14 protein-coding genes are annotated in these 14283 nt (G+C 55.3%); 12 read left to right on the plus strand and 2 right to left on the minus strand.

Going from position 1 to position 14283, the window contains the following annotated elements; translation table 11 throughout:
* Positions 1-203: 203 nt before the first annotated feature.
* A complete protein-coding gene (locus HY282_15535; GenBank protein MBI3805161.1) occupies positions 204-1532 on the minus strand; it encodes an HlyC/CorC family transporter in 1329 nt (442 codons plus the stop codon).
* A gap of 131 nt (positions 1533-1663) precedes the next feature.
* On the opposite strand from HY282_15535, the gene HY282_15540 reads away from it, so the two are divergent.
* From HY282_15540 to HY282_15575, 8 genes are all read left to right on the plus strand, one after another.
* Positions 1664-2125: an Rrf2 family transcriptional regulator gene (locus HY282_15540; protein ID MBI3805162.1), complete on the plus strand. Its 462-nt coding sequence runs from the start codon at positions 1664-1666 to the stop codon at positions 2123-2125.
* A gap of 75 nt (positions 2126-2200) precedes the next feature.
* Entirely contained in the window at positions 2201-3916 is a 1716-nt protein-coding gene (locus tag HY282_15545; protein ID MBI3805163.1) for an adenylyl-sulfate reductase subunit alpha, read from the plus strand.
* 56 nt (positions 3917-3972) lie between these two features.
* Complete coding sequence (locus HY282_15550; protein MBI3805164.1) at positions 3973-4359, plus strand: 4Fe-4S binding protein; 387 nt, start codon at positions 3973-3975, stop codon at positions 4357-4359.
* A gap of 105 nt (positions 4360-4464) precedes the next feature.
* Positions 4465-5637, plus strand: a complete 1173-nt coding sequence (gene sat, locus HY282_15555) for a sulfate adenylyltransferase (GenBank protein MBI3805165.1) — start codon at positions 4465-4467, stop codon at positions 5635-5637.
* A 108-nt stretch (positions 5638-5745) separates the two neighbouring features.
* The gene (locus tag HY282_15560) at positions 5746-6663 is read left to right on the plus strand and encodes an Mrp/NBP35 family ATP-binding protein (protein ID MBI3805166.1); all 918 of its coding nucleotides are present in this window, start codon (positions 5746-5748) and stop codon (positions 6661-6663) included.
* A gap of 51 nt (positions 6664-6714) precedes the next feature.
* Entirely contained in the window at positions 6715-7428 is a 714-nt protein-coding gene (locus HY282_15565; protein MBI3805167.1) for a PCP reductase family protein, read from the plus strand.
* A 21-nt stretch (positions 7429-7449) separates the two neighbouring features.
* Positions 7450-8136 (plus strand): iron-containing redox enzyme family protein, encoded by a 687-nt coding sequence (locus tag HY282_15570; protein ID MBI3805168.1) that lies wholly within the window; start codon positions 7450-7452, stop codon positions 8134-8136.
* Between the two features lie 263 nt (positions 8137-8399).
* A complete protein-coding gene (locus HY282_15575) occupies positions 8400-9695 on the plus strand; it encodes a hypothetical protein (protein ID MBI3805169.1) in 1296 nt (431 codons plus the stop codon).
* Between the two features lie 80 nt (positions 9696-9775).
* Here HY282_15575 and HY282_15580 read toward each other — a convergent pair whose 3' ends face one another.
* Entirely contained in the window at positions 9776-10951 is a 1176-nt protein-coding gene (locus HY282_15580) for an anhydro-N-acetylmuramic acid kinase (protein MBI3805170.1), read from the minus strand.
* 116 nt (positions 10952-11067) lie between these two features.
* Here HY282_15580 and HY282_15585 point away from each other — a divergent pair, with 116 nt between their 5' ends.
* The 4 genes from HY282_15585 to HY282_15600 all read left to right on the plus strand — a co-directional run bounded on the left by HY282_15585 (position 11068) and on the right by HY282_15600 (position 14236).
* Positions 11068-11418, plus strand: coding sequence for a 4a-hydroxytetrahydrobiopterin dehydratase (locus tag HY282_15585; protein MBI3805171.1), 351 nt, complete (start codon positions 11068-11070; stop codon positions 11416-11418).
* Positions 11419-11502: 84 nt separating this feature from the next.
* A complete protein-coding gene (locus tag HY282_15590) occupies positions 11503-12477 on the plus strand; it encodes a zinc ABC transporter substrate-binding protein (GenBank protein MBI3805172.1) in 975 nt (324 codons plus the stop codon).
* Entirely contained in the window at positions 12477-13304 is an 828-nt protein-coding gene (locus HY282_15595) for a metal ABC transporter ATP-binding protein (protein MBI3805173.1), read from the plus strand. The genes HY282_15590 and HY282_15595 overlap by 1 nt, the downstream gene beginning before the upstream one ends.
* Before the next feature lie 104 nt (positions 13305-13408).
* Positions 13409-14236 carry a metal ABC transporter permease gene (locus HY282_15600; protein MBI3805174.1) on the plus strand — a complete coding sequence of 276 codons (828 nt, stop codon included), beginning with the start codon at positions 13409-13411 and terminating at the stop codon, positions 14234-14236.
* Positions 14237-14283 lie beyond the last annotated feature (47 nt).

The following is a 14283-nucleotide window of genomic DNA, read 5'->3' on the forward strand; positions in this document are numbered from 1 at the left end:
CTGAAGTGTCATCCAAAGAAGATCAACCGCCGGAAAAGAAGGACCCGGTGGGACAGAGAGGGGCGAAGGCAGCCTGGGGTTGCCCTAAAGCAAGCAAAAAAAGGCAAACCCCTGAAGAAGAAGGCTGAAGGAAATATTCGGAGATCCCGGCGTCAGGCTTTATATAAGAAAATCTATCTTATTTGTCAATCTTATTTGTAAGGTTATTTGTCAGCCGATACTTTTTGAGGAATTTTGTTCATGGCGGGTTTTTTCTCGACCTTCAACTTTGCGATCCGACGGCCATCCATGTCTACAATGGTAAATTTATAGTCACCGTACTGAATAATCTCTCCCCCTTTCGGCATGTTTTGAAGCTGGGAGAGGGCAAACCCTCCCAGAGTTTCATACTCGGCCGAATCGGGAATCGGAAGGCCATAATCGCTTCGAAGATCCCGGACGGAGAGGGAGGCATCGATCACCCAAGAGCCATCCTTAAGACGCTCCACCGGACGGTCTTCAATATCATATTCGTCCTGAATCTCCCCGACGATCTCCTCGACCAGGTCTTCCATTGTCACCAGCCCTTCCACACTTCCATATTCGTTGATGACGACCGCCATTTGGATCCGCCGCCGCTGCAGCTCTTTCATCAAGCGGCTGACCTGCATCGTCTCCGGCACGAAATAAGCAGGATGCAGAAGCTCTTTTAACTGGACCGCTTTGTTCCCCTTGTCTTGGATCATCGCCGACATCAGATCTTTAAAGTAAAGAATACCGGTGATGTCATTGATATTCGTCCTGTAAACAGGATAACGCGAGAATTTATTTTCCGTTACGTACTTTAAAATTTCGTCGAACGGGGTGTCGATCTGGATGGCGTGGATTTTCGGCCGGGGGACCATGACCTCTTTTACTGATATGTCATTAAATTCAAAGACACTGTGAATGAGCTCCTGCTCGGTTTGATCAAAAACACCCTTCTCCCGTCCCTCCTTGAGAAGATATTTGATCTCTTCTTCCGAGATGAAGCTGCCGGGAATGATCTTGCCGCCGATCGGCCTTAAGAAAAACCGAACCGACATGGTCAAAGTTTTAACAAATGGACCGAGCGCCTTCTCCATCAGCCCGAGCGGTTTCACAAGTCCCAAGGCGATCTGTTCGGGGTATTTTAGTCCGAGCGATTTCGGAACCAACTCGCCCACCACCAGGGTCACGTAAGAAATAATAAGAACCATTGTGAAAACAGAAGCGGCCTCGCTGATTCGGTCCAGCAAGGGGATACCCTCGAAAATCGGGCGGATGTACTCAACGGCAACAATACCGCCGACGGCTGCGGCAGCGGAGCCGACCAATGTGACCCCGATCTGGACCGTCGCCAGAAACCGTTCCGGCTCACTTTGAAGTTGATAGAGGAGACTGGCCCGTTGATTTCCCTTGTCTGAAAGGCTTTTGATGTTGCTCTTTCGGGCGGTGATGACTGAAATTTCTGCTGCGGAGAAAAAGGCATTGAGCAAAATTAAGCCGGCAATCAATATGATTTCAAAGACCATTAAAGAGGAACCTCCATGGGGTTAAGATAGCATAAAAGCCCTGTACGAACAAGGATAAGAATTTACTTGACAGGGTGAATCTCATCCTCTATATTTCAAAATACTTAATCCCTATCGGAATAGTCGGATTTATGATCCACCTCTCTGCAAAAAGTGAATACGCTGTTTTAGCCCTTTTGGCCCTCTCCCTCCATGCAGGACCCGGTCCGCTTCAGGTTAAAATGATTGCCCAGCGTGAGAAGATTCCGGCGCGATTTCTGGAACAAGTGATGAATCTCCTTAAAAAACATGGGTTTGTTGAGAGTGTCCGAGGACCTTATGGCGGCTATCGTTTGACCAAGCCGCCTGAACAGATCCGCCTAGGAGAGATCTTACAAGCAATCGAAGGTCCTTTTGTCGCCATCGATTCCATTTCCCGCCGGCAGAGCGATTCGCTGGAGCCACCAGAAGAGGGGGAAAACACCCTCCTCAAAGAGGTCTGGGATGAGGTCGGAACCTCGCTGAGAGAACATCTCGACTCGATTAACTTCAAAGACCTCTCCGAACGGAAAAAAGAGATGGAGAGAAAACAGGTATTGATGTTTCATATCTAACGAATTCATTTTCGATTAAATTCAATGAAACACCGGGTATTGATCAATAAATCTCGAACCACCTGAAAGGAGCTTATGGAACGAAAGGTCATCGACACAGACATCCTCATCATCGGCGGCGGAACGGCCGGCTGCATGGCGGCGGTGGAGGCGAAGGAGCGCTATCCGCAACTCTCCGTCACGATTTTAGAAAAGGCCCACATCGATCGAAGCGGCTGCCTTGCCGGCGGTATGAATGCCATCAACGCCTACCTGAACAAGGGGGAGACGCCGGAGAGCTTCACCCGTTATGTTCGGGCCGACTCCTGCGGGCTGATTCGGGAAGATCTGGTCCAGTCGATGTCCGAGCTCTTTGAATATTGTGTGAAGAAGGTCGAGAAGTGGGGACTGCCGATCCTCTGTGACGACCAGGGAAACTACCTGCCGCGAGGTCGATGGAACATCAAGATCAACGGCGAGTCGCTGAAGCCGATCCTGGCGAAAGCAGCCCGCTCGGCGGGAGCGCAGGTCTTCAATTGGGTCGTCGTCACCAACCTCCTGACCGACGGAGAACGGGTGGCCGGCGCGGTCGGCTTCTCGCTCCGAAATGGCATCTTCTATGTCGTCAAAGCCAAAGCGACGATCATCGCCACCGGCGGCGCGGCGGGACTTTACCGGCCGAATAATCCCGGCGACGCCTCCCACAAGACATGGTATTGTCCCTACAACACCGGCGCCGGGTATGCGATGGGAATCCGCGCCGGGGCCGAGATGACCTCCTTTGAAATGCGCTATGTCGCCCTTCGGACGAAAGATACCATCGCGCCGACCGGGACCATCGCCCTCGGCGTCAAAGCGCCGCAGGTCAACGCCAAAGGGGAACAGTTCATGAAAACCCGCTACGCCCACCTCGGCGGCGACGGCGCGCCGACCCCCTATCGGACCTATGGCCCGCTGATGGAGATTAAGGAGGGACGCGGGCCGGTCTATCTCGACACCCGCGGCCTCACCGCGGAGCAGGTGCGCGAGCTGAAGTCAGCGTATCTCGATATGTATCCTTCGATGGTCCTTTACTGGGCCGCCAACAACATCGATCCATCAAAGGAGCCGATCGAGGTTCAAACGACCGAGCCGTACATCGTCGGCGGTCATTGCCAGGCCGGTTATTGGGTCGACGGCGATCGCCGGACCACTGTCAAAGGGCTTTATGCCGCGGGAGATGTCGCAGGCGGCGCTCCGTATAAGTTCGTCTCCGGCTGCTGGGCGGAGGGGGTTCTTGCCGCCCGGGCCGCCGGGACCGATATCGCTGGCCTGCCGCCGATCGCTCTTTCGGAAGAACAGATCGCCGCCGAAGAAGCGCGCGCTTTCGAACCGATTAAAAGACAAGGGAAAGTCCGCTATCCGATCGCGCCCACAGACATGGAGGCGCGCCTTCAAAAACTGCTGGAGCAATACGCCGGCGGCGCCTCCACCTATTATGAGATGAACGAAGAGATGCTCCAGATCGCGCGGCAGCGGCTCTCCAAATTCCCGGAGGACTTCGACAAGCTCGTCGCAAATGACCTTCATCAGTTGATGAAAGTCCATGAGATCATCGATCGGGTCGATGTCGCCCAAACGCTGGTCGAGCACCTTCTCCACCGGAGAGAGACCCGCTGGCCTTCCTACCAGACAAGAACCGACTATCCGGAGCGGGATGATGTCAATTGGCTCAAATTCGTGAACACCCGACGGGACCCCAAAACGGGGAAGATCGAGGTGCTGACCCGCCCCTACGAGCAGTTGATCCCTGGAGATCGGTATAAGCCGTAGCGACCACGCCGATCGGCAGAATCGTTAGATCATTTATTGATGTTAAGGAGGTTGAAATGCCGGTTTGGGTAGATCCAGAGAAGTGCAACGGCTGTTATGGCGCCAGCCAGCCCCCCTGTCTTCGAATGTGTCCGGGCGACCTGATTGTAAAAGACCATACCGCCAACAAGGCCTATTTAAAGTATCCGGAAGATTGCTGGGACTGTCTCCCCTGCGTCAAGGTCTGTCCGGAAGAGGCGATTGAGTTCCACCTTTCTTATCAATTTGGCGGAAAGGGGGCCAAGCTGATCCCCCATATCCATAAAACGCACGATCAGATCTCCTGGGAGCTGATCGATACGCAAGGGAACAGCGAAACCTTTACGATCCGGACAAAACTGATGCCGGTGGCGCTCGATGAGAAGGTCGAGGGAGGAACGCAGACGCTCGATTTTTCAATCTAACGGAAGCATTCAACATTCAGCCATCATTGGAATATTCTGAACTTAAACTGAAAACAGACGGCTGAGCGCTGACCGCTTTTTCATCCATCATTAAGGAGTCAAAGAATGGCGATATCCGTTCCGCATGGCGGCAGGTTGATCAATTGTTTTGTCGATTCGAAAGAGGTCGACCGGCTGACACAGAAAGCCTCCCAGCTGAAAAAAATCGAATTGACCCCGCGCGAGATCTCCGACCTGGAATTGATCGCAGCCGGCGTCTTCTCCCCGCTGGAGGGGTTCATGAGAAGCGCCGATTATCAGAGTGTGCTTGATCGGATGCGGCTCGCGAACAATCTCCCCTGGAGTCTTCCGATCACCCTTTCCGTCACTGCCGCAGAGGCTGCGGGGCTGAAAGAGGGGATGGAGGTCGCACTCGTTCAGGAGACCGGATTAGCGCTCGCCATTCTGAAAATAGAGGAGATTTATCCTTTCAATAAAGAGAAAGAGGCGGTCGCCGCCTATGGGACGAACGACGCAAGCCATCCCGGCGTCGCCTACACGCAGACGCTCGGCGATTTCTATCTCGGCGGGAAGATCGAAATGCTCCGCCGCTCCCCGATTCAACGCTTTCATGAACACCAGATGGACCCGGCCCAAACGCGCAAGCTCTTTGAGGACAAAGGCTGGAAACGGATCGTTGCCTTCCAGACCCGAAACCCGATTCACCGTGCCCACGAATATATTCAGAAATGCGCGCTGGAGATCACCGACGGTCTTCTCCTCCACCCGATCGTCGGTGAGACCAAGAGTGACGATGTCCCCGCCGACGTACGGATGCGCTGCTACAAGGTCCTTCTTGAGAACTACTATCCGAAGGACCGAACGATCCTGTCTGTCTTTCCGGCGGCGATGCGCTACGCCGGTCCGAAGGAAGCGATCTTTCACGCCATCTGCCGAAAAAATTACGGGGTCACCCACTTCATCGTCGGCCGCGATCACGCCGGCGTCGGGAACTTCTACGGCTCGTTCGACGCACACCATATTTTCAACAAATTCGCCGAGGGTGAACTTGGCATCCAGCCGCTTTTCTTCGACCATACCTTTTACTGCAAGCGCTGTTTGGGAATGGTTTCAGCCAAGACCTGCCCGCACGATGCTTCGGAACATATCGCCCTCTCCGGGACCAAGGTCCGCGAGATGCTCCGGGCCGGAACCAAACCTCCCCCGGAGTTCAGCCGCGCCGAGGTTGCCGAGATCTTAATTGAAGCGATGTCGGATCAGGCGAAAGCGGGGAAATGATGAATCGGCGACGCCCGGGACACGGCTCCAGGGTCACGATTTAAACCATTTGACACCCCAATGCCATTATTATAAGATCAGTTTTACCTTCGCTGGGAGAGTCCCTTAATGGCACCCGAGAAAGACCTAAAAACCATCCTCAAAAAGATTCATTTCACCGATGACGCCCAGGTGATGAAACAGCTGGTCGACCAATCGTTGCAAGTGAAAATCCGGATGGGCCAAATTCGTCGAAAAATCGTCATCATGAGCGGAAAGGGGGGGGTCGGCAAGAGCATGACGACCGCCAACATTTCACTCGCCTTTGCCCGGCAGGGCCACAAAGTCGGCATCCTCGACGTCGATTTAAACGGCCCCTGCATCCCGAGAATGCTCGGCGTCAAAGGACGGTTTGAGTTTACCGCCGAAGGGGCGATTCCACCGGCCGGCCCCTACGACACCAAGGTCGCCTCGATGGACTTCTTTCTCCGCCAAGAAGACTCGCCGGTCCGCTGGAAGGGCCCGATGGAGCTCTCACCGGTCTGGCTGGGCTTGATGGAAATGAACGTCATCCGCGAATTCCTCGGCGACGTCAACTGGGGCGAGATCGACTACCTCTTCACCGATTTGCCTCCCGGCGCCGCCGCCGACAAGCCGCCGGTCATCGCCGGATTCATCCCGGAGCTCGACGGCGCGGTCGTCGTCACCACCCCGTCGGAGGTCGCCAAAACGGTCGTGAAGAAATCAATTGTCTATGCCCGCGATCTCGGCATTCCGGTGATCGGATTGGTTGAAAACATGAGCGGCGCCCTCTGCCCCGAGTGCAAGGCTGCCGTCCCCTTCTTTGAAGGAGGATGCGAAGACCTCTGCGAAGAGCTCGACGTGCCGCTCTTGGGCAAAATCCCTTTCGACCGCGAGATGTCGCATGCCTGCGATTCAGGCAAGCCGCTCTCACCGGAGCACCCGATTTCGAGACGCTTTGATGAAATTGCCAATCGGATTCAACAGCTGTTGGATTTTAAAAAGATCGTTGCCGACAAATTGTAACGCGCCACAAAATCGGAGATTTCGTGGCGTGCCCTTTTACGGAGGAACCCTATGAAGTTCGTTTGTATGAAATGTGAAAGTTTCATGACCTTTGAGAACGTCCAAACGCCGGGAGAACAGTCGCTCGGCGTGACCTTCGCCTGTCCCACCTGTAGCGCCAAGGTTGCGATGGTCACCAACGCGGGAGAGACAGCGATGGTCCAGGCGCTCGGCGTAAAATTGGGCGGGCGCACCGCTCCGGCCGAGCCGATGGAGCTGACCCGCCAGACGTTGAAAGAGGCCCCCGACAGCTTCAGCAAACCGGCCCCCTCTCCGGCGGCTCAGAAAGAAATGCTTGCCGCCGAAATGGCCAAAGCCTCTTCTACCGGGGGGGGAACCTGTCCCTTCTCCAGCATGGTGGCCCAAATGCAGGGAGGCGCCAAGGAAGAGTCGATCGGTGAATTGACCTGGACCAAAGAGGCGCAAGAGCGGATCGAGAAGGTTCCTTCTTTCATGCGTCCGATGATTCAGATGGGAATCGAGAGCTATGCCCGGCGAAACGGCCTCTCGACCATTACAGAACAGGTAATGGATGCCTCCAAGAACGATCAGGGAGAAATGGTCTGGTCGAAAGAGGCCGAACAGCGCCTCGACAACATCCCCTCGTTCATCCGCCCGATGGCGAAGAAAGAGATCGAGCGGATCGCGAAAGAGCGGGGAGAGAAAGAGATCTCCGCCGCGCTGATGGAGGAGGCCAAGTCCAAATTCATCGGCATGGGCTATTAAAAAATGAATTCCTCCAACGTCATGGATGCGCAGGCTTTCATCCACTCCCTTGAGGAAGAGATCCTGCATCACGAAGCGGTGCATCATCCCTTCCTCAAGCGCTTTGCCTCCGAAAAGTTGACGGTCGAGCAGATCCAGACATTCGGCTTACAGCATTATCAGCTCGTCAAGATCTTCGTAAATTACATGACCAATCTGCTGCCGAAGATTCCGGATAAGGATGCGGCCGATCTCTTCCGGACCGTCTTCGACGACGAGTTCGGCCAGCACACGATCTTCCGAAGCCACCCCGCCCTTTATCGACATTTCCTGAAGACGCTCGGCCTGCCGGACGAGGCGTGGGGACGGGTTAAGCTCCTCCCCGAAACCGCCACCTTCGTGGAGGGCCACAAGGAGCTGACCCGGGGAAAAGATTTCCTCTTCGCCCTCGGCGCCATCGGGCCGGGACATGAGTTCTCCATCCCGACGATGTTCGCCTACCTGATCGAGGGGATACAGAAGAATACGAACCTGACCGATGAGGATGTCGAATACTTCTCCCTCCACATCGTCGAAGATGTCGAGCATGCCGTCGTCTTCAACAAGCTCATCTCCCGACATGTCGAAACCGAAGAGGGCCAAAAACGCCTTCGCGACGGCGCCCTGCAGTCGCTCGCCTACCGGAAAACCTTCTGGGACGGACTGCAGCGGGCGGTCTTCGGTCGATAACTCTTTTCTTCCGCCCCCACAGGCCAATCTCTCCTTAACACTCTCCCGTTTGAGCTTTTCTTGACCACCTCGCGGAACCCTCTTCAGAGAAGCGTTCCTCTTTTTCCCACGTTCATTCCCGCTCATCAAGCCATCATCCTCATCGATCGAGATGGAGGACCTCTTTAAAGATTTCTGTAAGGCACCCATCTTGCTGTTCAGACCGGCGTTACATCTAAACCTCTCAATTTAATAAACCGACTTTGAATAGTAAGGAGCTTGATATGGCAATGAATCCATTCAAAGAGAAGGGAATCCCTTTAGAAAAGCAGATCCGGAATTGGAAGCAGATCGCGGTGCTTCCTTATCGGAAGCAGTTGGTCGATGCCTATACCCGCTGTCGAATTATTTTAATGAACGGCATCGAGAATGAGTCGTTCATCTTCTCCCACTCATTCGCCCGGAACATCGACAACATGGAAATTAAAGGACGTCTGGCAGAGGTGCGTCGGATCGAACAGCAGCAGCAGACGACCATCAATTGGCTCAATCCGGCCGATCAGACCGTACTGGAGACGAGCATCGGCTATGAGCAGGTCGCTATCGAGCTGACCGCCTATCTCGCGCGAACCGAGCCCGATCCTTATGTCAAAGAGGTCTTTGATTTCGGCCTCCTTGAAGATTTTGATCATATGTTCCGTTTTTCCCAAATGCTCGACCTCATCGAGGGAAAAGATCCGGAGGAGATCACCCAGGGAAGGACGACGATCTTTCCGGGAAGGCCGACGCAAGACCACCATAATGATCCGATATTGCGGCTGCGGAGGCATTATGAGAAAAATGAAGCCGATCCGATTTCAAAGGCGAATATCCTCACCCTGCTCTCTGGAGAGCAGCAGACCTATAACTTTTACAAAAATCATGGACTGCAGTATGGGAGCCCCGATTTGAGAGAGCTCTATGCTGAAATCGGCGAGGTGGAAGAGGAGCATGTCACGCAGTATGAATCGCTGATGGATCCGAATGAGACCTGGTTCGAGAAGTGGCTGCTTCATGAATTCGTGGAGTGTGCAAATTATTATACCTGTTATACCACCGAAATCGAACCGAAGCTGAAACCGGTCTGGGAGATGTTCCTCGGTTTTGAGCTGGAGCATCTGAGGATTGCAGGAGAGATGTTCAAGAAGTATGAAAAACGAGATCCGGAAGAAGTGGTAGGGACCACCCTTCCTACCCCCGCGACCTTTGAGGAAAATAAAGCCTATGTCGCGGAGGTCCTCATCAACACGGTGGATAAGCGATTGATGCCCGACGGAGAATTTGCGAGGCTCAACGAGCTCCCGAAAAATTGGCCGAGCTATGCTTATCAGCGGATCGTCAATGCGTCCGGCTCCCCCTCGGAGGAGGTCGTTCGTTTGAGGATGGAATCGGTGGGCCAAGAGCTGTTGCGCGCCGATGAGGCGTTGGCCGGGCGGAGCGCCGAGTTCCGCCTGAAATCACTCGACGCCGAAAAAGCCCCCAACACGGCGCCGGAGAGCGCGGAAGAGATCCGGCCTCAGTACATCGCACGGGCCGCGTAAATACGGTTTCGACAATGAAGAGCGTCGTTTGAACGCCGCTGCCGTTTCCAGCAACTCGGGACGGCAGCGGCTGAAGCGGGTTATCTCGATTTGGAGAGGGCCCCGGGGATGATTTTCCCCAGGAGCACCGGATGCCGGGCCCCGGTGACGGAAGGAATATTGGTCGGCTGTAAATGTAATGTCTGATAGGCGAGCAATGCGAAGGTCATCGCCTCGATCGCCCGGCTCTCCTGATTGACCGCCTCGAACGGTTCCACCGGGATTGGATCGAGCGCTTCGGCCAAGCGGCCCATCAAAACAGGATTGCGGACCCCGCCCCCGCCGACGATCACCTCATCGAGCCCTCCCTGGCTGAGAAGAAAGCGTTGAATGTTCTCCGAGATCGCCGCCGCGGTGAAGGCGGTTGCGGTCGCGATCAAATCCTCCGCAGGAATGCGCTGCCGCCGGCTTGCCTGGAGAATGAATCCGACCATCTCTTGCCCAAACATCTCCCGGCCGGTGCTCTTCTGCGGCTTCCTTCGGATAAACGGATGGCGCATCAACTCGGACAACAGCGCGGTATCGACTTTTCCCCGCCGCGCCATCGTCCCCCCTTTGTCGATCTCCTTCCGCCCGCCGGTCAAGGTCCGAACCAGCCCGTCGATCAGCATGTTGCCCGGCCCCATGTCGAAGGCGAGCGTCTGATCGAGCGACGCCCCCGCCTTGAGATAGGTCACATTGCTGATCCCGCCGATGTTGACGATCGCCCGGGAGCGCTTTGTATGAGAAAAAAGAAGCGCGTGAAGGTACGGGGTGAGCGGCGCCCCTTCTCCTCCGGCCGCCATGTCGCGCGGCCTGAAATCGGCGACGGTCGTGATCCCGGTCCGCTCGGCGATGACCGACGGCTCGCCGATCTGGAGGGTGGAGCGGATCTCTCGCTTCCCCTCCCGCTTCGGAACCGGAAGATGGTGGACGGTCTGGCCGTGCGAGCCGATGAGGGCGATCTTTCGAAGAGAGATCCGATATTTTTTGGCAATCTCGCAAGCCGCCTCGGAAAACAACTCACCGACGTAGAAGTTTAAATGACAGAGCGCGGCGACCGAATGCGGGAAGCCGGAGGCAAGATCGATCAGTTGCCGCTGGAGCGATCTCGGATAGGGATAGACCTCAAAGGCGAGAAGCTTCATGTCGATCCGGCCGCGCCGCTGTCCGATATCGACCAAGGCCGCATCGATGCCGTCCGACGAGGTTCCGGAAATCAATCCGATGACTTTCATGAGGACGAAGGCTAATTGATTTATACAAAAAGGTCAAGCAGCTTGCTCTGCCGAGAGCCGCCATGTTATCTTGGTCCCTGTCCACCACTGAATCTGAATCACGAAAAGAGAGGTCGATGATGGCGAGCGAATTGGCACAGAAGGAGTGTATCCCCTGTAAAGGGGGGGTCCCCCCTTTGAAGGGAAAAGAGCTGACCGATCTTCTCGATCAGTTAGACAACGGCTGGAAGGTGATCGAGGCGCATCACCTGGAAAAGGAGTATTCGCTCCCCAACTTCCGGCAGGCGCTCGACTTTACGGTTCGGATCGGCGAGTTGGCGGAGGCGCAGTTCCATCACCCCGATATCGCTCTCGCCTGGGGAAAGGTCAAGCTGACGATCTGGACCCACAAGATCAACGGGCTGACGGAGAGCGACTTTGTCTGGGCGGCCAAGGCCGACCAAGCATTCGAAAAGATGCCGAAGTAAGATTCGCCAAAACCGGTGCAGGATTGGACCGGCAACACCCGATTATAAATTGACTTACTCTTCCCTTTAATGTATTTATTTTGGATGCCCCTTGCCTCTCGCGACAACCGCGACAAATGGATGCGCCTGACCGTTCTTTTTTTCCTCTTAATCGGCCTTCTCTGCTTTTCCGCCGCGCTTTATGCCGAGGACAAAATTCCGATCGTGGTCACCCTGCCGGTCCTCAAAGATTTCGCCGAGCAGGTCGGCGGCTCCCATGTCGAGGTGAAGTCGCTGATCACCGGCCTCGAGAGCGAGCACACCTATACGCCGAAACCGAGCGACATTCTTGCGGTGAAACGGGCCGGCTTGTTGATCAAAATCGGGTTGGGGCTGGAGGTCTGGGTAAACGCACTGATTAAAAATGCCGACCGCCCCGATTTGAAGGTGGTAACCACATCGGACGGGGTGGGGCTCATCCGAGACCACCGGGAGCGGGAGGAGCCGAATTTTTTTGAAAACGACCCGATCGACCGTCAGCACGCTTTTAAAGAGCAGCACACGATGGGAAATCCCCATATCTGGCTTGATCCGGAAAATGCTAAAATAATGGTCAGGCATATCACGGAAGGTTTGATCGGTATCGATCCCTCTCACAAAAGCGACTACATGGCCAATCAATCGCGCTATATCATGGAGTTGGAATCGCTCGAAGCGGAAATGAAGCAGAGGGTCGCCCGGCTGCCAAACCGGAACATCGTCACCCACCATCCCGCGTGGCCCTACTTCGCCCGCCGGTTTGGATTTGTGATCAAAGGAGACATTTTGACCCAGGTCGGCGCGGAGCCTTCGGCCAAGCACATCGGCGACTTAATCAAGCTGGTCCAACAGGAGAAGGTCAAGGTGATCGTCTCCGAGCCGCAACTGAATCCAAAAGTTCCACAGACCCTGGCCGAAGAGACCGGCGCGAAAGTCGTCGTTCTTTCACCCCTTCCGGGAGCGATCCCCAAAACAGACACCTACCTCGACCTGATCCGATACAATACCGAGACGCTGGTTGGGGCGCTGGGGGGGTCGTGATGGCCCACCCCGCCTCGCAGGTGCCGTCTCCACCGGCGGCCACCAAGCCGATCATCCACTTCTCTCATGCCACCTTCGCCTTCGCAAATCGGGTCGCCCTGGAAGACATTGGTTTCGACCTGATGGAAGGAGAATTCGCCGGGGTGATCGGACCGAACGGTTCGGGAAAGACGACGCTGCTGAAGGCGATCCTGGGGCTCGTCCATCCGACGTCGGGGACGCTCCAAATCTTTGACTGCGCCCATCAAGAGCTCCGCTGCGAACACCGGGCGCGGATCGGATACCTTCCCCAAAAAGAGCTGGTTGATCCGCACTATCCGATCACCGCCTGGGAGACGGTGATGATGGGGCGGTATGCCGCCATCGGGCTCCTCCGCCGCCCCTCGAAGATCGACCGGGAGATCACCCTCGAATCGCTTCAAGCGGTCGGGATGGAGACGTTGAGGGAAGTTCCCCTCGGAAGCCTCTCCGGAGGCCAGCAACAACGGGTCTTCATCGCACGGGCGCTGGCGCAACGCCCGCAGATCCTTTTGCTCGATGAGCCGACGACTGGCCTGGATGCGACCTCCCAACACAACCTTATCGATTTAATCCGGCGGCTCCATCAAGACTTCGGCCTTTCGATCGTCTTTGTCACACATGACATCAACATGATCAGCCCCTTCGTCGATTCACTCATTCTCTTGAAAACCCGTCTCTACGGAAAGGGACCGCCCCGTCAAATTCTCCGGCAAGAGATCCTCTCCGATGTCTACGGAAAGGAGATCATCCTTGCCGAGCGGGAGTCGGGACCCTACGTCATCATGAGCGATCACCACCACGGATAGAGGACAGGAGCCATCGGGGGAGGACGCCTTCCAGCATTCATCCTGATATCCCTTCTAAATTATGACTTCAATATCTGGACCCTTTGTAGAATCGGATTGCCATCATGTTTGAAATGTTCACATACGGCTTCATGCAGCGCGCCTTCATCGCGTCGTTTTTGATCGGACTGGTCTGCTCTGTAATCGGGGTCTTTGTCGTTTTGAAGGGGCTCTCGTTTATCGGGGCGGGGACGGCGCACGCCGCCTTTGCCGGCGTAACGCTCGCTTTTTTGATCGGCGTCAACCCGCTGCTGATGGCGGTGATCTTCGGCCTCTCCACCGTCTGGGTCACCGGTTTTTTGCAGCAGACCGGGAAAATGAAACCTGATGTCTCGATTGGAATCTTCTATACGCTGGCGATGGCGCTCGCCATCCTCTTCATCGGGCTGATGAAGGCGTACAATCCGGAAGTCTACGGCTATCTTTTCGGAAGCATCCTCTCGGTGACGCAGACCGATTTGAAGGTGATCCTCATCCTCTCCTTCGGCATCCTCCTGACCATCTTTCTCTTTTTCAAGGAGTTTCATTTCATCTCGTTCGATCAAGAAATGGCCGAGGCGAGCGGCATTCCGGCGAAAAACCTCTTTTTCCTGCTGCTCAACCTGATCTCACTGACGATCGTCATTTCGCTTCAGGCGGTCGGCGCGATCCTCGTCTTTGCACTGCTGGTGATCCCGGCGGCGGCGGCTCAACAGTGGGCGACGAAAATGCGAACGATGATGGCGATCTCCATTCTCATCGGCATCTCCTCCTCCTGGGCCGGGGTGATCCTCTCCTATTGGTTTGACCTCCCCTCCGGCTCGACGATCGTCCTCCTGGCGACGTGCCTCTTTATCCTCTCCGTCCTCTTTTCTCCAAAGCGGAGAAAAAGCCGGCCGGCGAAAGCAGCCTAAAACGAATTCATCGGCCCTTTAGATGTAGGTCCCGCCTACAGAGAAAG

The organism is Candidatus Manganitrophaceae bacterium, assembly GCA_016200325.1.
Taxonomy (GTDB): domain Bacteria; phylum Nitrospirota; class Nitrospiria; order SBBL01; family Manganitrophaceae; genus Manganitrophus.